The 24,351-nt window shown below is 41.9% G+C and carries 5 protein-coding genes; all 5 read left to right on the plus strand.

Annotated elements, in window-relative coordinates; all coding sequences use genetic code 11:
• Positions 1-3: 3 nt before the first annotated feature.
• The 5 genes from MORIYA_RS00755 (at position 4) to nosR (ending at position 24,349) form a co-directional block, all read left to right on the plus strand.
• Positions 4-6,729, plus strand: coding sequence for a non-ribosomal peptide synthetase (locus MORIYA_RS00755; RefSeq protein ID WP_112711834.1), 6,726 nt, complete (start codon positions 4-6; stop codon positions 6,727-6,729).
• On the plus strand, positions 6,726-20,060 hold the full coding sequence (locus tag MORIYA_RS00760; protein WP_112711836.1) for a non-ribosomal peptide synthetase: 13,335 nt from the start codon (positions 6,726-6,728) through the stop codon (positions 20,058-20,060). Before MORIYA_RS00755 ends, MORIYA_RS00760 begins: the two co-directional genes overlap by 4 nt.
• A gap of 575 nt (positions 20,061-20,635) precedes the next feature.
• Positions 20,636-21,358, plus strand: a complete 723-nt coding sequence (locus MORIYA_RS00765) for an EAL domain-containing protein (RefSeq protein ID WP_232011444.1) — start codon at positions 20,636-20,638, stop codon at positions 21,356-21,358.
• Between the two features lie 227 nt (positions 21,359-21,585).
• The gene (locus MORIYA_RS21140) at positions 21,586-21,762 is read left to right on the plus strand and encodes a hypothetical protein (protein WP_232011445.1); all 177 of its coding nucleotides are present in this window, start codon (positions 21,586-21,588) and stop codon (positions 21,760-21,762) included.
• 451 nt (positions 21,763-22,213) lie between these two features.
• On the plus strand, positions 22,214-24,349 hold the full coding sequence (gene nosR, locus MORIYA_RS00775; protein ID WP_112718352.1) for a transcriptional regulator NosR: 2,136 nt from the start codon (positions 22,214-22,216) through the stop codon (positions 24,347-24,349).
• Positions 24,350-24,351: the final 2 nt, after the last annotated feature.

Genomic DNA, 24,351 nt, shown 5'->3' on the forward strand with positions numbered 1-24,351 from the left:
ATTATGAATCAGAATATAAATTCAATCAATATTGCAATGCGCTTGGCTAAATTGTCAAAAGAAAAAAAAGTGCAGTTTAGAGCCTTGTTAAAAGAAAAAAATATCGACAGTTGGCAATTACCTATTGTTGCTGCAGCAAGAGAAGATGAAATGGAAGTCTTGTCTAATGCTCAGCAGCGCCTGTGGTTTATAAACCATTATGAGCAAGGGAGTTCTGCCTATAATTTGTTTACGTGTTTAGACATAAAAGGTGATATTGATACTGGTGCGCTAAAATTAGCACTTCGAGAAGTGCTTAACCGCCACACTATATTACGCAGTACATATCATGTTGTAGATGGTAAACCGATGCAACGAGCTGAAGTTGACTATGCGCTACCATTTTGGGCTGAATCGGATGTGCCTAATTTAGAACAACGCAGTTTGGCCGTCGCTGATGCGGTATTTGATTTAGAAAACGAGCTTCCTTTACGTATCTATCTATTATCAGATAAGTCCAAGCAGACCCGTTTGGTGTTTGTTGCACACCATATTGCTTTTGATGCTTGGTCTGAAGCTGTGCTTGTTAAAGAATTCTCTGAATGTTATGCCCGTTTTACATCTCAGGGAAGCGTTCAAGCACCGCCTGTACCTGAACTGCAATATGCTGATTTTGCTCTATGGCAACAAGAGTGGCTTGAAAGTGAAGCTGCAGAGTTACAATTAAAATATTGGGAAAAACAGCTAACAGGAATGCCTGAGTGTATGCCTTTACCCCTTGATTTTCCTCGTCCTGATGTATTATCAAGAACCTATCAGGGGGCTGAAGTTCAACTTGATGTCCCTGACAACGTGTATCTTAAACTGCAGGATATGGCGAGAGAGCAAGGCACGACGCTTTATTCAGTGATGCAAGCAGGCTTTTCATTACTATTAAATCAGCTGGGAGCAGGCCAAGATATATGCTTAGGTACGTCGGTAGCGAGTCGTCAGCGCCCTGAGCTGGAAAGCATGATTGGCTTTTTGGTTAACACCCTTGTTATTCGCCATCAGCTACAAGATAAGCAAAGTTTCAGACAGTTAATCGACCAAGTGTCAGAAACAACTCAGGAGGCGTTTGAGCATCAAGAGTTACCTTTCGATTTGGTTGTCGATAAATTGAATATTCCTCGAGGTAAAGCGTGGAGCCCATTGTTCCAAGTGCTTTTCGTTCATCGTAATGTTCCTCGTCAAGCTCTCCAACTGGGAGAACTGGAATTAACTCAGGTACCGCACCAGAGTAACCGTGCTCGTTTTGATCTCACGTTACGACTTACTGAAGATGATAATAAGTTGAGATTAGATTTAGAATATAGCCGTGAACTATTCAACGCCGAAACGGTTGTTGATTTATTAAATCGATATTTACAGTTATTAAGTGCGTGTTTAAGTACGCCTGATACGCTGATCGATATAGATCCGGCTTTAGCTGTAAAAAGTCCAGTTGCACAGTCAGTAGCACATGATGCTACCGCTAATCACGTGTTAACGACTGAACCAGAATTACAAATGACGAATCAGTTGATTGCTCTATTCACTGATATGCTAGGGCGTGAAGTGTCTGCGGATGACAGTTTCTTTGAGCTCGGTGGTGATTCCATTCTAAGCTTACAATTGGTCGCTAAAGCCAAAAAATCAGGTTTAACCTTGACGCCTAAATTATTGTTTAAGGCGCAAACACCGCAAGCGATAGCCGCTGCAATAATCGCCGAATTACCAACTAAAACTGTGCCTACTGTAACAGATATACCTTCGCAGTCACCGGCCTTACTTGCTGCATTTAAGCAGTTACTTGGTAATCAAGCATTAACTGAGAAGGACAGTTTTTTTGAGCATGGTGGTGACTCTATCCTTAGTCTGCAGTTAGTCGCGAAACTAAAAAAACAAGGGATTAAAGTTACGCCAAAGCAGGTTTTCGCACTACAAACGCCTTACCATATCGCACAAGCTCTCGCTGCTAAGGAGGGGCCGTCCGAGATTATAGGCAATGAGTTATTGAACGATAATATCAGTACGCCATCTGCATATTCGATGGCGCCAATTCAGCATTGGTTTTTTGAACAACAGCTTAAGCATGCCGCTCATTGGAATCAATCGGTACTCTTGAGTCACGATAACGTGTTAGACGTTACTTGTTTTACTAAAGCCGTAGAACAAGTGTTAGCAACGCACCAGCAACTAGCGATGAATTTCACGCCGACTAAAAATAGTGAATATCAGCAGTTTATTGGCAATCATCAGGTTGAAGTTTGTTCACACACTATTCATAGCGAAGCATTGCAATCTCAATTATCAAGTCTGCAAGGTACGTTATCGTTTAGTGGAACTGCACCGATTCGAGTCGATTTATTTAAGTTAAGTGATCAACCACAAGGACGTATTTTATTTACGGCCCATCATTTGGTTATCGATGCTGTTTCTTGGCGTATATTAGTTACGCAAATTTGGCAAACTTACCAGTTATTGAGTCATGGACTTTCTACTGATGGCTCGTTAGAAACATACCAAACCACATCTTATCAAGCATGGGTCGATGATTTGTTACATTGGCCTGAACATAAGATAAAGGCGGCACGTGATTATTGGTCGCCGATGGCAAACGAAGCTCAAGAAATTCAACAAACTTGGGTGTCATTGCCGATGAATAACTTAGACAATGCCCAAACAATTGAAAATCATATCCGCGATGTTGATGTTATTGAAGTCAAATTACCTGCTCACTTGACTGAAAAATTGATTTCTCAGTCCTTGTCTGCTTATCAACTAAAAATTGATGAATTAATGCTTGCGGCTGTGACATTCGCAATGTCGCAATGGCGTGGTTCTAATACCATGTTGATTGAACTAGAAAGTCACGGACGTCATCATGATGACCTCGATTTATCACAAACGATAGGTTGGTTCACGAGTCGCTATCCAGTGTTATTAGCATCTATTGATAATTGTTCATCAGATTTACTGATGCGTCAGCATATTCTGTCTATTAAAGATCAGTTACGCGCAGTGCCTGATTATGGGCAAGGTTTTGGTGTGCTGAAGTATCTACATAATGAAGTGACGGAGCTTGTTACACCTGCTTTAGTATTTAATTATCTTGGTCAAATTGATAAAGGCATGTTGAGTCAAGGCGTTGGACTCGCGCCTGAGCAAATTCCTAATCAACGCCACGGTGATAATACTCGACCACAATGGTTAGACTTAAATGCAATGATTACCGGCGGTGAATTAAGTATGCGCTGGAATTATAATACCTTGGTGCATACAAAAGATGAGATCGAGTTGTTGGCATTGACTGTCATCGAGTACTTGTCAAAAATGATTGAACATTGTGAGCATACTGATAATGCAATATCAAAATCTGAAGTACCATTATTGACGTTAACCCAACCCGAGCTTGATAGTTTAGTAGATTTAATACCAGCTCCTCAAGACACCATAAAGGATATATATCCTTTAACGCCGTTACAAAATGGCATGTTGTTCCACACATTGTCAGAACAAAGCTTAGGTATGTATGTAAACCAAAGTCTGGTTGAGCTAAATGGAGAACTTGATGTTAAGGCATTAGAATCTGCTTGGCAGTGGGTAATCAATCAACATGATATGTTACGTACAGGTTTTATTTGGCAACAACTAGATGAACCTATTCAATATGTTGTTAAAGAGTCACAAGTTGATTGGCAAAATATTAATTACCTTGGAAAAATAACAAGCGAAGCAGAAGTTGAATTGACGGTATTAGCCGAACAAGAGATTGATACAGGGTTTGAGTTAAATAAAGCTGGCTTGATGCGTTTTAAATTAGTGAGATTAGCAGAAAATCATCACTGTCTAATTTGGACTCGACATCATTTAATTGTGGATGGTTGGTGTACTAATTTGGTTATAAGAGAAGTACAACAAGCGTACCTTGCTATATGTGCTAATCGTACCCCCGCTATTTCGAACCGCCCGCCGTTCCGAAATTTCATTGAATGGTTAGATAATCGAGAACTTAAGGAGAGTGAAGCATATTGGCAGCACTGTCTGAATGGTTATGAAACGATGGCGAGATTGCCTAGACCCTTTAACAGTAATTCGGGTGTTTCTCAGCAAACTGAACATTTATCAATAGAACAGACAGCGTCGCTGAAGTTATTAGCCGCGAAAAACCGCTTAACATTGAACTCTCTTTGCCAAGCTGTATGGGCGTTAACACTGCAACGATATACAGGCAGCAATGATTTAGTCTTTGGTGTTACGAGTGCAGGTCGACCCGATGATTTGGCTAATGCGAATGATATCGTCGGTGTATTTATTACAAGTATTCCACTTAGAGCACAACTTTCTGGTGAACAGAACTGGGTTGATTTAGCGCTTCAGCTACAAGAACAAATGGTTGAGAGTCGAGAGCATGAACATGTTTCTTTGTCGAATATTCAGCGTTTAACGGGCCATCAAGTAGACTTATTTGATAACTTGTTAGTATTTGAAAATTACCCTGCAGATAAACAACCAGTCGATCGCAGCCTCACATTAGCTGTACGTGAAACGACCGAGCGGAATAATTACCCGCTGACGATGATTATTATTCCACACCAACGTCTTGATTTTAGAATAGTCAGTAATAATAGTCAGTTAGATTCAAGTATTGCGAATGCGTTACTTGCTGACTTTATGACGTTATTAGCGACATTAGCAAAAGGTGATACATCTGAAAAAACAGGTGACGCATTAAGTTGTAAGGGGCTAGTTGATGAGCTAAATACTCATTCTGAGCAATCTCCAGCTTGGTTATTGAACCAAACTCAGTATGACTTTAGTCATCACCCCGATACGCTTTCTACATGGCTTGAGCAACAAGCTCAGCTGACACCAGATGCAATAGCGTTAGTTTGTCAGCCATCAGAAAGAGTGACTGATAGTCAGGGAAATGAGCAAGAAATTGTATTAACTTATGCCCAATTGCACGAAAAATCGGCTCAGTTAGCGCATTACTTAATTAATGAACACGGCTGTAAATCGGAAGATAAAGTGGCTGTTTGCATGACGCGTTCACCACAAATGGTGATCAGTTTATTAGCTATTTTAAAAGCGGGTTGCGCTTATTTACCACTTGATCCTGAGCACCCATCACAACGTTTAGCTTATATTGCGGAAGATGCGAATGCAAAAGTAGTATTAACGCTAGAAACATGCAGCAATACGTTATCGAGTGAGCTTCAAAAAACAGCAGTTATTGTGGATGCAGAATTGAAGATCTGTGCGAGCTACCCAACGACGGCACCTCAGGTTTGTATTTTACCAGAGCAGTTAGCGTATGTGTTGTATACATCTGGCTCTACGGGTCAGCCTAAAGGTGTTGCGATTCCTCATGCAGGTATTGTTAACCGTCTGGCTTGGATGCAGCAGCAATATACATTAACAGATCAAGATGTGGTGTTACAGAAGACACCTTATAGTTTTGATGTATCTGTTTGGGAGTTTTTCTGGCCGCTAATTACGGGCGCAAAACTGGTCGTTGCAGAACCGAATGCACATAAAGACAGTGCGCGCTTAGCTGCTATTATCCAGCAACATCAGGTCACTACTATTCACTTTGTTCCTGCGATGTTGCAAGTATTTCTTGACCACTCTACGGTGAGTGATTGTCGCTCGCTTAAACGAGTTATTTGTAGCGGTGAAGCTTTACCTTATCAACTACAGCAGCAATTTTTCCAACGCTTTGATGCTCAGCTACATAATTTATATGGACCAACGGAAGCCTCTATTGATGTGACTTTTTGGGACTGTCGAAGTCAAGATATCCCCAATGTCGTTCCGATTGGTCATCCTATTGCCAATATGCAAACTTGGATCCTTGATAAGGCATTAAATATTGTCCCTGTTGGTGTCGAAGGAGAGCTTTATCTCGCAGGGGTTGGTTTGGCGCGAGGTTACTTAGGTCGTGATGACTTAACGGGAAAAGCATTTATTGCGAATCCGTTTGCCGTAGAAGGCGCTAATACGGATGCTCAATTTAGTCGTCTGTATCGCACGGGTGATATTGCGCGTTATCGACCTGATGGTGCAATTGAATATGTGGGACGAGTTGATTTCCAGGTGAAAATTAGAGGGCTACGTATTGAGCTCGGAGAGATTGAAGCCTGCATAGCTGAACATCCCGAAGTGAAAGAAGTTGTCGTGATTGCTCGTCGTAGCGGCGAGACTAATGATTATTTAGCCGCCTATGTTGTGGCAGAAGATACATCTGAGGGACAGCTGGATGACTTGTTGATGTGGCAGGCATTCCTACTCACCAAGCTGCCTGATTATATGATGCCGACGTTTGTGACTGTGTTAGCACAAATGCCCGTGACAAATAACGGCAAGATAGATCGTTCTGCATTACCTGAACCTAAATCATCTGGTCACGCTTTTGTGGCACCAGCAACCCCGACAGAGCATAAAGTCGCTTTATTGTGGCAAGACTTGTTAGGTGTCGAAGCTGTTGGACGAACCGATAACTTCTTTGCGTTAGGAGGACATTCATTATTAATAACGCGTCTTGTTAATCAGATAAATAATATTTTTAGTTTAAATATTAGTCTAACGGATGTGTTAGCAATGACGGTGCTTGAACAGCAAGCAAGTTACATTGATATGCTGATTGCTCAAACACAAACACAAACACAAACACAAACACAAACACAAATTGAATCTGAAGAACAATGGGAGAGTTTTGAGCTATGAGTATTGCGGTTTATATTACAGAGTTATTTCAGCGCAATATTCGTATTAGCCTTGAAAATGGAAAATTAAAAGTGGAGGCCCCGAAAGGGGCTATAACGAGTGAGATTAAGCAAGAATTAATGAGCAAAAAACAGGCGCTTATTGATTATTGGCAAGAGCAGGAAAATATTAGCCAATTGCCAGCGTTAACCGCTGTAGATCGTAGTGAACGTGATTTACCTATGTCATCAGCGCAGCAACGATTGTGGTTTTTACAGCAGCTTGAACCAGAGAGTAGCCAATACAATGTGAATGCATTATTGGCGTTAAAAGGTAACGTGAATACGGTATTATTACGCCAAGCCTTTGCTGATTTGGTTATTGATCATGAGATCTTTTATACTGCATTTGCAGAAAAAATGGGGCGTGCTGATGTACAACTGCTGTCGCCTAAATTGATTGCAGATGCGGTAAAAATTGATGAGATAAACTTGCAGCATTGTGATCAAAATATTGAACACAAAGATTATCAAGATGCCATTAAACAGGCGATGTCAGCACCGTTCAACTTGGCTGAACCGCCGTTATTTCGTTTAGTTCAATTGAAAATGAGCGATAGTTTGTCGCATTTGGTACTTAGCTTTCACCATATTGTTATTGATCATTGGTCGTTACAATTATTAACTAAACTTTTATTACAAAAATATAAAGCAGTACAAAAACATCAGCATAACGTGGATAGTTTGGGTTGTGATAACGGTGTTACACAGCCAAAGACTGTATTGCAATATTTAGATTATGCACATTGGCATAATCAATTATTAGCAGGAGATCATTATCAAAAGTTAAAAGATTATTGGCTACAAACGTTAGGTACTGAGGACTATTGTTTAAGTTTGACGACTGATCATCCTAGAACGTTAGACACAGGTCATCAGGGTGCTAGGTATAGTATAACGTTGGAACATGAAACGTTTACTGCTTTAAAGGCAACGAGTCTTGCACTTGGTTGTACACCCAATACAATATTGTTAGCAGCATACCAGTGGTTATTAGCACGTCACTCGGGAATGACAGATATTCGAGTCGCTTGTCCAGTAGCTGAGCGTGGTCATGTTGATCTTGAGCATATGCTTGGCTTATTTGTAAATACGATGGTTGTCCGTGCTGAGTTGTCTTCTGGGATGACTGCGAGTGCTTGGTTAGATGTTGTACATAAGTCGATATCAGGCGCGCAAAAACACGCTGCAATGCCATTCGAGAAACTTGTTGATGAACTCAGCGATTCCCGCGAAGGTGAGCACGAGCCACTTGTACAGACAATGTTTAATTATCTCGCGGTTGATTCAGCTGAGTCTGTCATGCTAGATGACATGAGTGTTACCGTATTGGCGATACCTGAGTTTCAGGCAAAATTTGATTTATCATTATTTGTTGTTAATGATGGACAGGAAATTAACCTATCATTCCAATATAAAACGCAATTATTTGAATCTAGCACTATCGCACGATTAGCGGAAAAGTATATTTCAGGACTTAAGTATCTATTGTCAGCGCCGGATAAACCGCTTGCGAACCATTCCGCACTGTCTGCTCAAGAGTGGCAACAGCAGCAGCAATGGAATGCTACTAACACAGAGTTTGATACACCTGCGACATTGACCGACGCTTTGATTGCACAACAACAAGCAACACCAAGCAATATAGCATTACGCTACCAATCGCTTAGTTGGACCTACCAAGAACTCGGCGATAGAGTCAACCAGCTAGCAAATTGGCTGATGGAACAAGGTTGTCAACCAGAAGATAAAGTGGCGATATGCATGACCCGTTCACCGCAAATGGTGGTGAGTATTTTAGCCGCAGTAACAGCGGGTTGTGCATATTTACCGTTAGATCCAGAACATCCTCAGCAACGCATTGATTATATTTTAGATCACGCGAAACCGAGTGTGATTTTAGCGATGCCTGAATTTAGACAAGGATTATCCGAGTCAAATCAGTCTCATAATCTATGGGTGTTGGATGATTTATTTAGTTTGATTGCATCACAAAGCACAGTGTTTAAACCGTCATCTAATGTCAGTAGCCAGCTTGCCTATGTGCTGTACACATCGGGTTCGACGGGACAACCGAAAGGTGTCGCTGTACCTCATAGTGGCGTGATGAATCGAATCGCGTGGATGCAGGCTGAATATGGCTTGTCTACAGATGATATCGTGTTACAAAAAACCCCTTATAGTTTTGATGTATCAGTATGGGAATTCTTTTGGCCATTAATGATGGGGTCAACACTGGTATTAGCGGGTGCTGGAGAGCATAAAGACAGTCAACGACTGATTGAGTTAATCAATGAATACAAAGTTACCACGCTGCATTTTGTGCCAGCGATGTTACAGGTTTTCTTAGATAACCCAGATGCGAGCAGCTGTGTATCTTTATCGCGTATATTCTGTAGTGGTGAGGCTTTACCCTATCAATTACAGCAGCAATGTTTATCTAGTTTAACGGCTGAATTACATAATCTGTATGGTCCAACGGAAGCTTCTATTGATGTGACTTATTGGGATTGCCGCAAGCAACATATTAAAGATGTGGTACCCATTGGCTTTCCTATCGCAAACATTCAAACTTGGATCTTAGATAGTGAATTGAATCCTGTGCCCGTCGGGGTTAGCGGTGAGTTATACCTTGCTGGTATTGGTTTGGCTAGAGGATACTTGAATCGTCCAGACCTTACCGCAGAAGCCTTTATTCCTAATCCGTTCGCTGAGTCGGGCGCTATTGGCGATGCCCAATATAGTCGCTTGTACCGTACTGGTGATGTAGCTCGTTATCGTCACGATGGTAGTATTGAGTATGTAGGGCGTGCCGATTTTCAAGTGAAGATTCGTGGATTACGTATTGAGTTAGGTGAAATTGAAGCGCGTATAGCAGAGTTAGAAGCGGTTAAAGAAGTTGTTGTTATGGCACGTAAAGAGGAACAAAGTTCAGCATACTTGGCTGCTTATGTTGTTGCATCTGAGCGTAAAGCATTACCGGAACTTGATGAGTGGCAAACGCTGCTCTCAGCATCGCTGCCTGAATATATGATCCCAACAGTGTTTGTCGCTTTGGACGAAATGCCGTTGAGTCAAAATGGTAAAGTGGATCGTAAAGCACTTCCACAACCTGATTTAGCTGTGCTAAATAGCAGTGATTATATTGCACCTACTTCTAGCAACGAAAGTATTTTAGTCGATATTTGGCAGTCTCTATTAAATATCAAGCAGGTTGGGATTAATGATAACTTTTTCGCCATTGGTGGTGATTCCATTATTAGCTTGCAGGTTGTTGCTCGCGCGCGCGAAGCAGGGTTAACACTGCAACCAAAAGACATTTTTCGTCACCAAACGGTCAAAGCATTGTCCGCGGTAGCAACACAAGAAGCTCAAGTCAGTTATAACCAAGATGATGTTTATGGCGATATCCCGTTAACGGCGATACAAGATTGGTATTTAGCGCAACCTTTACATAATCCAAACCAGTTTAACCAAGCGATTTTATTGGCAAGTAATAATGACATAGTGCCAGAATATCTACAGCAGGCGCTAACACGTCTTGTATTATCTCATCCTATGCTGACGGCTCGATTTATGGAGTCTAAAAATAAACAAGGACAAGCTTGGACACAAAATACGTCTATTGATGACGAAATGACGATAGCATTCAATGTTATTGATTTTAATGATTGTGGCACGGTACAAAAGCAGGCTGAAATAACCAAATTATGTCAACGTGAGCAGACGCAGCTACAGCTACAAACAGGTGCGGTTTTCCGTGCATCATTACTACGTTTTGGATCATTGCAAGATGGACGTACGGACTATCGCTTACTGCTTGTTGCCCATCACCTGGTTATCGATGGTGTATCATGGCGGATCATATTAGATCAACTCAGCCATGATTATCTGCGTCTAGAACGCGGCGATAAATTGGCCGATATCGTCTATCAAACCACCCCCTTTAAACGTTGGGCTGAACAAGGCCAGCTGCAATCGATCGATGCTGAAGGCGTGGCACTTTGGCATGCATGGGTGAGCAATACAATGAATAGACAAGCGATTAAGTCACAGTTACCGCTTGATCGTATTGTTAACAGTTTCCAACCTGGAGAGCAGGCTAATCAGCGATTTAGTTTAAGCCTAGCGCATTCTGAACGCTTGCTACGTGAGGCCGGACAACCTCTTCGCGCTCGTATTGATGAATTATGTTTAGCTGCGCTGTCTAAAACATTAACTGAGTGGACCACAAATCCCAATCATTTGATCAACCTAGAAGGTCATGGTCGCGATCTATTAGATATGGATGTGAGCCAAACCGTTGGTTGGTTTACGCGTTTATATCCAGCAGTACTTAGCGCTGAACCAAATAGCTGGCGAGAGCAGATATTACAAACTCGTCGTCAACTCAGTGCGTTACCGGAGCAGATCGTCCCTTTTAGTTTAGCGCAGCCTTTGCTTACTACACAGGTTAAACCACAAATCGTATTTAATTATTTAGGTCAGCTTGATACTCAGCAAGGCTTTATGCAGAAAGCGCCTGAACAATTATCTGAATTTAGAGACCTAGCTAACCCATTAGCGTGGTTATTAGAAGTAAATGTCTTTATGCAAGAAGGGTTGTTAAAGGTTAATCTGCAATATGCACAACAGGCCTTTTTACCTGAAACGATTGAATATTTAGCCCAAGTATACCAAAGCCATTTAGAACATATGCTTAATGAGATCTGTGGGGTGAATCAAGTTAGCCATAACCTTCAATGTTTACCGGGTGCGATTGCGGCTGATTTTCCACTTGCCAACATCACTGATATCCAAGCTCAAACGCTTGTTGAGAAATATAGCAACCAAGTTGTGGAAGATATCTACCCGTTGACACCGGTGCAACAAGGCATGTTATTCCATTGTTTAGATCACCGTGATGCTTACATTAGCCAAAGTATCGTTAAATGCGAAGGTGAGTTAAATACGTCGGTCTTTGCTCAAGCTTGGCAGGCGGTTGTAGATAATCACCCCGCATTACGTACCGAATTGGTTATCGATGGTGTGGATGAACCGCATCAAATTGTACTAAAACAGGCTGATTTATCTGTTGTTGAATACGATTGGCAGGGGTTTTCTGTTGAGCGTAAAGCCGAAGCCCTTGCTGAATTACGTAATACCGAGCTAGCAGCTATCGAGTTGGATATCGCGCCATTAATGCGAGTTGCTTTAATTTGTCATAGTAAAGATGACTTCCAATTGGTCTGGACTATTCACCATTTGATTATGGATGGCTGGTGTTTGAATTTATTGGTCAGTGAAGTCATACAAGGATATGCTTTATTGTCAAATCAAACGTCGAATCCAGAATTTAAGGTTTCGCAAAAAATAGAGTCTGCGGTGCCGTTTAGCGACTTTATGGTTTGGTTACAAAAGAGAGATGAAGCTGCCGCCGAGGATTATTGGCGTCAGCAATTAGCCGGGTTTGAACAACCTAATAGTTTACCCGCAGCATATGTACAACCTCTTTCTAACACCTGTATACCAGAGGAATGTTATAGCATTTCACATCATATGATTGGTGAAGATAAATCTCGTCAGCTAGATGCGCTTTGCCAAAATAATGCGCTGACCTTAAATACGATGATCCAGGGATTATGGGGAATGGTTCTGTCCCGTTATATGGGGAGCCTTGATATTGTTTATGGTGTTACCACCTCAGGTCGCCCCGCAGATTTACCGGGTGCAGATAAAATACTGGGTGTATTTATTAATACATTACCTCTGCGCCTAAAGCTAGACACAGAGACAAAATTAGGTGATTGGTTAACTGATATCCAGACTGAAAATCTCACAATGAGAGACTTTGAACAGACGCCTTTGGCTAAAATTCATCGGGTGACGTCGGTGCCTCAAGAAATGAGCTTATTTGAAAGTTTGTTAGTGTTTGAAAACTTACCAGCAAGTGATAATAAACCTCAAGATGGTTTGTTTTTAACATTGGAAGAACATCACGTACGTAATAACTTCCCACTGACCTTACGTGTAGTGCCAAAAACAGAGCTACAATTTGATCTATTGATTGATAGAGAAAGGGTCGACTTAGCGCTTGCGACGCAAATGGTTACTTCGTTAATACAACTCATTGATATTGTACTGACGGAGAAGAATTCGCTTGATAAATCGTTAAATGCACACTTAACAGGTTTAGTTTCTGGTTTAACAGTGGTCAACTTACCTGATGCTCCGGTAGGGACCTTATTAGAACGGATCAGATTTCAGCCTGCAGAGATCCCTGCGTTGCTATTTAGTCAAGATGATAGTCAATTGAGCATGAGTTACCAACAACTTATTGCTCAGGCCGGATTACTTGCATCTAAGTTACCGGAGCTCAGCCATAAAGAGTCTGTTATTGCGATATGCTTACCACGTCAACAAGAACAAATTATTTCTATGTTGGCGGCGTGGTGGAAAGGGGCCGCATGGTTATGCATTGATGCTGAGCTACCTGTCGAGCGTATTAAATACATGCTTGAGGATGCGGGTGTTGATTATGTACTTGGTATTGAACAGCCTGAATATTGGCAACAACTATCGACCCCTTGGTTCGATGTTTCATCTGCCGCCTTGATTCCAACCACGGGCGCGGCGGCCAGTATAATCCCTGCCACCCCATTAAATATGTCTGATACTGCGTATGTCATTTATACTTCGGGTTCAACGGGGCAGCCTAAGGGCGTAGCGGTAAGCCATGGTAATGCGCTTAGTTATATTGATGCATTTTTCGCCAGAATTGATATTGCAAGTGATGCCAGTATGACGACGCTCGCTACAGTCTCTGCTGATTTAGGGCTTACGTCTGTACTCGGTGCATTAGCAACGGGTCGATCCTTAATGCTGATACCCGCTGAATTGAATTTCAACCCACCTGAACTGGCTGAATATTTGGCTCGTTATCCTGTGGATGTATTGAAAATTGTACCTTCCCATCTAAAAGCAATGCTAGCCGTAGATGAACCAGAGCGGTTATTACCGCGTCAGTGTCTTATTTCTGGTGGTGAATCTTTGACTGAAGAGCTGGTAGCATGGTTATCCAAGCAAGCACCTAAGATGACGATTGTTAATCATTATGGACCGACAGAAGCGACGATTGGCTGTATAGCTAAAGTTATCAAGAATGAAGAACCAGTATTACTCGGTAAACCATTAAGTAATAGCACGGCGATGGTTGTTGATGGTCATGGCATTCCCGTTGCGCAAGGTGTGGCTGGTGAATTATGGCTTGCAGGACATGGTATTGCGAAAGGCTACTTGAATAAACCTGAGCAGACGGCGATTAGTTTTGTCAATATTCCGCTTATGCCTGAGCTAGGTCAAGAAGGTGAAGAGGTTGGTTCTATACGTGTTTATAAAACCGGCGACAAGGTTTACCAAACACAAGAAGGTGAACTTGTTTACCTAGGTCGAATGGATGATCAGGTTAAGATCCGAGGTTATCGAGTTGAATTAAATGAGGTTTCAGCGCAACTTTTAGACATTGATATGTTAGTGGATGCAATTGCGGTCGTTGTTCCAGGTCCATCAGGAAACCGACTGGCAGCCTGTATTGTTCTAAATGACGTGATGCAGGGAGGACTTAGTGATAGTGCGTTACTAGACACCATTAAGCTCCAGTTATCAAGCATGTTACCTGATTACATGGTGCCTACTCTGTGGCACGTTGCTAAATCGCTACCCTTAAATCGTAATGGTAAAGTTGATCGTCAACAAGTGATAGCGCTGCTGAATACGCCTGTTAAGGCTGATCTTAGTCAAGTCAAAGCCGTTGTTGAAGAGTCCAAATCAACAAGCAATATTATGACTGATATTTGGCAAGGTTTATTAGGTTGTGAAGTAGCATTAAACGACAATTTATTCAGCTTAGGTGCTGATTCAATAGTCTGTTTACAATTTATCGCTAAAGCGCGTAAACATCAGTTTAAATTTACACCTAAGCAAATATTTAACGCTCCTACGGTCAGTGAGTTAAGTCTATTGGCTGAAAAAATGATGACGAAAGTTGTGGTCGAGCCAAAAGAAAGTATCATTGTAGATAGCGTTGTTCCTGTCCATGTTTCTTTACCTATCGAGTCTGATTTATTACCCATCCAGCATTGGTTCTTTGAAGTTGAACAACCTGTTATGCATCACTGGAATCAAGCGGTGATGTTAAAATTACCGGAACAAGTTGACCATAGCGCAATGGCTCAGGCAATTGACGCAATAGTGACAAAGCATCCGGCTTTAGCTGCAAGGTTTACTTTTGATGAGAAACATCGTCAGTACCGCCAGCTGAATAGTGGTGAAACCGCAGGTATTTATGCCGCTTTTGATAATCAGCAATTAGCTAATATTGATAGTTTGGTACAGGCATGTCAGCAAAGTTTAAACTTAACATCTGGTCCACTATTTAAAGTTGTCACGTTCAACTTACAAGATGGTAGTGCGCGATTATTACTGATTGCTCATCACCTTGTCGTTGATGGTGTATCTTGGCGTATTATTGGTCATGATCTGCAGCGGGCCTATCAAGCTTACCTCAGGGGTGAGTTTATAGAACTCGGTTCAGAGCATATGTCGATGGCAGAGTGGCAACGAAGCTTAACCCATTACCCTAAAGATAAACTCGATCTGGCTAGACAGTTCTGGCTTCCGATGGCGGCTCGTTCTTTGGATGGCATACTTATTCCTGGAACACAAAATGGCACGATTGCTGAGTCAGAAAAAATAGAGCAGATCTTTAGTACTTCGTTAACTCAGTCACTCATCGAGATGGGTATTATTGAACAACGTTCTGGCTGCGAAGTCGCGATGCTTACGGCGTTATCAACAACGTTATGCGAGGTGTTTAATAAAGATAAGGTAATAATTGAATTAGAAGGACATGGCCGTTATCCATGGCTTGAAGAACAAGATCTTAGTGAATCCGTTGGCTGGTTTACAACGCGCTATCCGGTTTCATTTAATGCTGAATCTTGTTCGTTATCAGCTGTCGGTAAATCGTTATCTCAAGTGCCAGATCAAGGTCTTGGTTATGGCGTACTACGTTATTTACAACAAGAGTTCGCTTTTGAACATCCACAATTGGTCTTTAATTTCCTTGGGCAAGTGGGAACAAATAGTAGTGAATGGCAACTTGTTAGTAATGGCTCTGGTCAGTCTCGCCATCCATCAAGTATTCGTCGTCAGCTCATTGACGTAACTGCGCAAATTAGAGATGGCCAGTTGCAAATATCATGGCAATTCCCTGGTGTGCTTAACAATAAATTAGCTGGGTTAGTTAAGTTATTTGAGGAGAAACTCAGTAACCTTATAGCACCGACATTAAACCAACATTATGCATTAACACCAATGCAGCAGGGCATGTTCTTACATAGCTCATCTTCGTCAGAATCTTTGTATTTTAATCAAACCGTCGTAGAACTGAATGGCGAATTAGATACTCCGGCATTTATTCAAGCATGGCTGCAAACTGTCAATGCTGAACAAGCGCTAAAAGCGGCATTTGAGGAAACCAGTAATGGAGAACCAGTACAGTGGTTTGCTAAGGACGCAGAATTACCCGTTCATCGTTATAATTGGCTCGGTTTAGATAAAAGGGAACAGCAACAGCGTCTTGATGATTTGTGTATAGAAGATCGTGCGCAAGGCTTTAATCTAGCTCAGCCACCATTAATGAGATTGCACTTGATTCATATAGCCGAGGGACAGTATTGGTTAATTTGGAGCCGCCATCATTTAATCGTCGATGCTTGGTGCTCTTCATTAGTGATTAAAGATGTACTTCATCGTTATTTGAATTTAACTGGGAAAGTACTTTCAACGCCGCAGGTACGCCCGCAATTTGAGCTATACCTTAATTGGTTAGCGCGTCAAGATATGACACGAAGTCACCAGTTTTGGCGTGACCAATTAGCCGATTTTAATACACCGTTAGTATTAGCTAAAGGCAATCAAGATGATGGTTTTTATCTTGATGATTATAATTTGTCAGCGTCATTAACCCAAAATATCAAAGATATGTCCAAGCGAGAAGGGGTAACGCTGAATGCGGTTATCCAATCGGCTTGGGCATTAACGTTGGCACGACATAGTGGTAAACATGATGTTGTTTTTGGAATGACGTCATCGGGTCGACCTGCAGATCTTGAGCAGGCTCAGCAGATCATTGGTATTTTTATTAATACGCTGCCTGTTCGAGTTAACCTTATTGAGACAATGACAGTACTACAGCTACTGCAAAAGACTCATCAACAAGGTGCTGAATTACGAGAACATGAATATACGCCATTGGTTGATATTCATGCTCAAAGTGAGTTGAGCGCAGGGCAAAGCTTGTTTGATACGTTATTGGTATTCGAAAATGAAGCTATGTCTGAATCATCTGAAATATCACCGCACTTATCTGTGCGCCCTTTAAGTGGATATGAGCGTAATAGCATTCCGCTAACGATTACCATTATGCCTCATCAGCAGTTGGTGTTCAGAGTTGGTTGTAATGGAGACAAACTTGCTTATATTGCATCTAAGCATATGTTGGCGAGTTTAGAGTCTATTTTGACCCAGATGGTTGAAGCAGAGTCTCAACCATTAGGTCTATTATTAGGTGCTGAGGGTGCTAGCGCTAGCAATGAATTTGTGGGTAAAAGTCAAAAACAGTGGGCAGATAATTGGTGTCTTGAACAGCAGATACTTAATGTTGCGAAATATTCGCCTGATGCTATCGCTATATGTGATCAAGATTGTGAGCTCACTTATACGCAGTTGATAAGCAGAGCGACTCATCTTGCCCAGGCGCTTAGTGAGCGGGGTATTGGGGTGAATAGTTCAGTTGCAATTTGCCAGCAGCGAAATACCGAACTCCTCGTTTCATTATTAGCTGTTTTGTGGTCTGGCGCGGCCTATATCCCTCTCGATCCTAATCAACCAAGTGCAAGATTAGCATTGATTTTAGCGCAAGCAGAACCCGATATCATTTTAGTCGATGAGCAAGCTATCGAACTATCAACGGGTAGAGTACAGACGACGTTAGCATTTTTATTACAAAATTGTACGAAGGATGAATCATGGTTGGATGCACAACCATTACCGCACCCTGAACAATTGGCATACACGATCTTCACGTCGGGTTCGACAGGCATTCCAAAAGGCGTGCAAATTTCACGACGAGCGTTTGCTAATTTACTACAGAGTATGATGGAAATCACAGGACTTAGTGCTAAAGATAAGCTACTTGCTGTCACGACTTTAGGCTTTGATATTGCTGGGTTAGAGCTGTTTTTACCTTTGCTTGCTGGTGGCCAAGTTGTGATGGCAAGTTATGATGCTTCACGTGATGGTCAGCAACTGGCAGAACTGATTAAACAACAAAGCATTACTGTTATGCAGGCAACACCGATAACGTGGCAAATGTTGACAGAGCAAACGTATTTAAATTGGTCAAAGCTTACCGTTCTCACTGGTGGTGAGGCGCTACAGCCGTCATTAGCGCAGAGTATTGTGGCAAAGGGGGCAAGGTTACTTAATGTTTATGGCCCAACAGAAACAACTGTTTGGTCATCAGCTGTAGCGCTAAATAAGCACAGTGCTGCACAACCACATTTAGGTTTGCCAATTGCAAATACTGATTTCTATGTATTGGATGACTGGTTAAATCCCGTTGCTAACGGTGTTGAAGGCGAGTTGTTTATTGCTGGCGAAGGTCTAGCTCGGGGTTATACTAACCAACCTAGTTTAACTGCAGAGGTGTTCATGCCCGATCCGTTTAGTACTATTGCTGGTGCAAGAATGTATCAAACAGGAGACGTGGTATGCATAAATAACCAAGGCAATATGGAATTTATTGGCCGAAAAGATTTCCAGATGAAATTGCGTGGTTATCGAATTGAAGCAGGGGAGATTGAGGCTATTTTAAGCGCGTACCCAGGCGTGAAGGATGCCGTCATTCAACTTTGTTATGTCGACACGCCACATGCTTGTTTAGTGGGCTATGTGACTGCGATTCAAAGTATGCATCTTGATATTGGTTCGTTAATGGCTCAACTCAGAGACGCGTTACCATCTTATATGGTTCCGCAATCCATTGTCGTATTAGAGGCAATGCCATTAAATGCGAATAATAAAATAGATCGTAAAGCCTTACCAAATCCGGAGCAAAGTACCAAGATCGGATTACCGCCGAGTTCTGAAATGGAGCTTTGGTTAGCCAGCACATGGGGTAGCTTATTAGGGGGGGTATCGATTTTTGCTGATGATGACTTCTTTGCTTTAGGCGGGAACTCATTACTTGCTGGGCGGATGATTGCATTATTAAAACAGCAGAAAAATATAAACCTGAATTTAACGCTGTTATTTCGCTATCCAGTGCTACGTGATCTTGCTGCCGCTATTATGCAGGTTGATAAATCAGAACTTATTTCAGCCTCTTCTTTAGTTGTCGCACTTAAACAAGGTGTTAATGACGATGGTCAACAGCAATCACCCTTATTTATATTTCACCCTGCAGGAGGCCACGTTCAGGCCTATACGGAATTAGTTGCGTCATTACCGCTTGAACATACAGTATATGGTATTCAGTCACCTCAGTTAATGGATTTATCTTTAGTGCCAGATAGCGTTGATGAGTTTGCTAAATTGTATGTAAAATCGTTGCAGTCTGTTCAACCTAAAGGACCCTACCGCTTATTGGGCTGGTCTTTTGGAGCATGGTTAGCGATTGCTGTAACCAATCAACTTGAAGCGTCTGGTCAGACTGTTGAGTGGTTAGGTATTGTGGATGCTAGAGCCGATGCGCATCGTGCCAAGCTCAACTTACCTGATTTTCCAATAGTAGCAAGGTACCTAGCTTGTTTAGATAATGAGACTCGCGAGTTATTATTAGATAAACACAGGTTAGAATTAGGTTCGTTGGAAGCAGATTTACAACAAGTACAAACTGAGGAGAGAGATGACATTGCATTTGAATATTTAAGTGATTTATTGTCTATTCATAAGCCTTTGATTAATAGAGACTCGGGAGCCAGTGAAATGCATTATATGCAGATGAAACTATTTATGAAATGTCACCTATTAATGCAAAGCCATAGATTACAGCCTGTTTCAGTTCCAATGGCAGTCTGGTGGGCGACAGGTACTTTAACCGATAGAGAGTATCAGTTAGGTGCAAAAGAGAATGAGTGGCAAGATTATGGTTCAGCATCGATATCTATATTGAGTGGTGACCATCAAAGTATTATTCGTGACCCTTTGTTAACGAACGAGATTGCTAATTCGTTAGACGTTATTTCGTAATATTACTTAGTATCAGTTCGGTTTAAGTCATCGCCACTAATCCATTCTTTTATGAATGGGTAATGTTAAGCGATGACTTTTCTGGTTTTGGGTCATCATTGTTTCTGTTGTTAGCTGTGTGACCAGAACCCCAACACTTTGCGATTAACATTGCATTGTTAGCAGTCTAGCTCGAAGCTTACCTTGCGGGATAACCCATTTTATTGGCATTCAAGTGGATGTAACCGAGGCCCGAATTGCGGCTCAAAAAATATCCTATCAAGCGACCCATGTATTATGTTTCTTAGATCTGGATCAGTTTTAAATTATCAATGATACCTGCGGACATATTGCCGATGATGAATTTGCCATCTTAATGACGCAATGTAGTTTAGCGCAGGCCGAACAAATCGCGCAGAATATACTGGAATGAATTGCTGATTTTCAGTTTATATGGGAAAAAAATATATTCAGTATCGGCGTAAGTATCGGTTTGGCTGAAATCAATAGCCAAACGCGATGGTGAATTCCGTTGGGTTAATGAACTTAAATATGCATTAAAAGAAAATAGATTTGAACTCTATGCCCAACCTATCGTGTCGCTCTCAGATCCTTCGCAAAAACGTATTTACGAAGTGCTACTTCGCCTGCGTACTCGCAGTGGTGACATTGTGCCCCCCAGTGCATTTTTACCTGCCGCAGAACGTTATAATTTATCAAACGCGATCGACCGTTGGGTCGTTGACCACACCTTTGCCTGGATGAAGCAGCATTTCCAGCAGCTTGATGATGTTGATCATCTGGCGATCAATTTGTCTGGTGCATCATTAGGCAGTCATACGCTGCTCAGCCATATTATGCAGCAGATCACATTGCATAATTTACCGCCAAGTATGATCAAGTTTGAAATTACAGAAACTGCGGCGATCAGTAACTTGCGGGATGCGACCTTGTTTATAAAAACACTCAGTGAGTTTGGTTGTCAGTTTGCGCTGGATGATTTTGGCAGTGGTTTATCTTCATTTGCTTACTTGAAAAATTTACCAGTGTGTACATTGAAGATTGACGGTATGTTTGTTAAAGATATTTTGAACGATCCGATTGATGAAGCGATGGTTAAATCAATCAATGATATTGGTCATGTCATGGGCATGAAAACGATTGCTGAATTTGTTGAAAATGATGCTATCAGGCAGCGATTACAGGATATGGGTGTCGATTTCGCCCAAGGTTATGGGATCGGGAAACCAGCCCCGATCGATGATATTCTGCAACCTCAATGCGCTGGTGATGTTTGTAATTCGACCGTTAAGGCCTAAGCTATGAGTTAAGCGAAATAGACATTGAAGTGAAGGAGGCTGATCGGACGAATGGCTTACTTACGTTACAGTTAGAGCGCAATGTACCAGAAGCATTGCAACCCCGTAAAATTTCAATCGGATCTTTTTTGTTCTTGCGTGATTAACCCCACCGCCCTTTCTTAACTTAAATAATCGTTGTACGACTCACTGTAATCGTACGTCGCATTCACGCGATCAATATACCTGTGCCAAGCCGTGATCTTGCTAACCGTTTTTCTATTACGCTTGAATCAGGTAAGACGGTGTTTGTTACTGTGGATCCTTATAACGGAGATATACTCGGCACGATTGTTCGCAGTTCATGGCGGCGGGTATTGCATTACATCAGGGGGGATGTCAGCGTATTGAATAAATGTCGTTAGTTACTTATAAAAATTATGTCCACGGACAGTTTCTCGCTAATGACTCGGGTGAAACCTTTGACGTAATTAATCCGGCTAACTAGTTAATTATCTTATTTAAGTGAATATTATATATTTTGAGATGAAGCCATGATCTTACGTGTTCCCCTCTCCTTAAAGCCACCAAATTCTGTCACATTTGTCACATTGGTCATCATTGGGAGCTTCATACCCGCTGATCAAAAGTGATCGAAATCAATTAAATTGAAAATATTTAATAAAATAATAATGATGTGAGTGGAAAATTGACTTAAGTCATTCGTCATCTCCAAAGTAGTATTTATTATACGCCTTAATGGACTGCAACTTACTCGGACATAAGTTGCAAAATTAAGGGGCGATTGTGGTTAATTATAGTTATTTATTTCCAAAAACATGTATCTCTCAGCAATGGCTGTTAACTTGTGCGCCGATGCTAAATTCGCTATTCAGGCGTATGTTGATCACTGTGCTGCTGATCGCTACTTTTTTTATACCGTCAAGTTATGCATTATTTGTCAGTCCGCCAAAAGACCCGATGCCGTTTATTCAAGCGCAATTCCCGGATGCCACCGCTATTTCTGATAAAACCCCAACGGAAGTCGGTGGTTATCCTATCTGGACTATTCGTAACGGCGATGACATCTTAGGTTATGCCTTTGAAACCAACGATATCGCTAGGATCCCTGCTTACTCTGGTGAACCCGTTAATATGCTGGTGGCAATCGACCCACAAGGCACATACCTCATTGTAAAAGTATTAGAACATCATGAACCGATTATTCTAGCCGGTATTCCAGAGAGCAAGTTATGGGCTTTTACTGATCAATATACCGGTTTATCGGTGCGAGACAGGCTAAAAGTCGGTGGTAATAATAGTGAAAATTACGTTGCGATTGATGGCCTTTCTGGCGCGACTGTTACCGTGATGGTGATGAACGTCGGGATCACAAAGGCAACCAAGAAAGTCGCCCAAGCACTGGCTATTATCAAAAAACCCAGCGGTATGATCCAACCTATTTCAACGATTAAAACGGAGTTATTTGAACCAGCTAACTGGTCGCAACTAACCGGTGATGGCTCTATTCGGCAGTTATTCCTGAGCCGTGAAACAATCGATAACAGTTTTTTCGGCACTGCTGCAGAGCATGTAAATGAAGCTCGCAGTGATGAAAAACAAGATATGTTTGCTGAGATCTATTACACCCTGATTGATATTCCCACCATTGGTAAAAACTTATTTAGTGCCTCTGATTACCGATGGTTAACCGCCAACCTTAAACCCGGTGAGCATCTGGTTGGGGTATTTGGTAACGGTTACTCATTTAAAGGCTCGGGTTATGTGCGTGGTGGTATTTTTGATCGTATTCAAGTTCATCAAAAGGACAATGCTATCTCTTTTCGGGATCTGCAGCATGAACGTGTCACCGATATTTTTATTGCTGGGGCACCAAAATTTAAAGAGATGTCGGTATTTAGAATCGCAGCTCATCACGAGTTTGATCCCGGTGCCGAGTGGGCGTTTGAACTGTTAGTTCGCCGTCAAACCGGTCCTGTCGATAGCTTGTTTAATAGCTTTAGAGGTCAATATGACATGCTGGATAAGTATGTTGATACCCCGCCAGCTATCATACGGCCCCCTGAGTTAACCCTGACTCAACAGGTATGGCAAGAGCGCAATACCGAAGTCATCCTCCTCATTGGACTGATGGTGGTATTACTGCTGATCTTGTTTTTCCAAGATGTGTTGGTTAGGTATCCTAAGTTCATGCATAACTTGCGTCATGGTTTTCTGGTGGTCACCGTCGTACTTATCGGTTGGTCATGGGGCGGCCAGTTATCCATTGTTAATGTGTTTACCTTCTTGCAAGCCCTGATGCATGACTTTTCATGGGATCTGTTCTTACTTGACCCGATTATCTTTATCCTATGGTGCGCAGCGGCAGTCACCATGCTGTTGTGGGGACGCGCAGTATATTGCGGTTGGTTATGCCCATTTGGCGCCCTGCAAGAACTGGTCAACGTGTTTGGCCGGTTTATTAAATTACCGCAAATTGAATTGCCGTATGCCGTGCACGAGCGTTTGTGGGCAATCAAATACTTAATTCTATTGGCTTTATTTGGTGTTTCACTCGAGTCACTGGCAGCCGCAGAACAGCTTGCTGAAATTGAACCGTTTAAAACCACGTTCTTATTAAAATTTGATCGTGAATGGCCATTTGTTGCCTGGGCAAGCTTGTTACTCTTATCGAGTTTATTTAATCGCAAAACATTCTGTCGCTATTTGTGCCCGTTAGGTGCGGCATTATCCGTACCCAGCAAACTGAGTTTGTTCCAGTGGCTTAAACGCCGTTCTGAATGTGGTCAGCCCTGTAAAACATGTGCCAAAGAATGTGAGATCCAGGCGATACAACCAAACGGCGAGATCAATATGCGTGAATGCCATTACTGTCTAGATTGCCAGGTGACATATTTTAACGAGGAAAAATGTCCACCATTGAAAAAATTGGCTAGAAAGAAAAGAAAAATAAGCGATGAGCAAATTATTGCTATTACGAATACTGAATAAAG

It is taken from the genome of Moritella yayanosii, assembly GCF_900465055.1.
In the GTDB taxonomy this organism is placed as follows: Bacteria; Pseudomonadota; Gammaproteobacteria; order Enterobacterales; family Moritellaceae; genus Moritella; species Moritella yayanosii.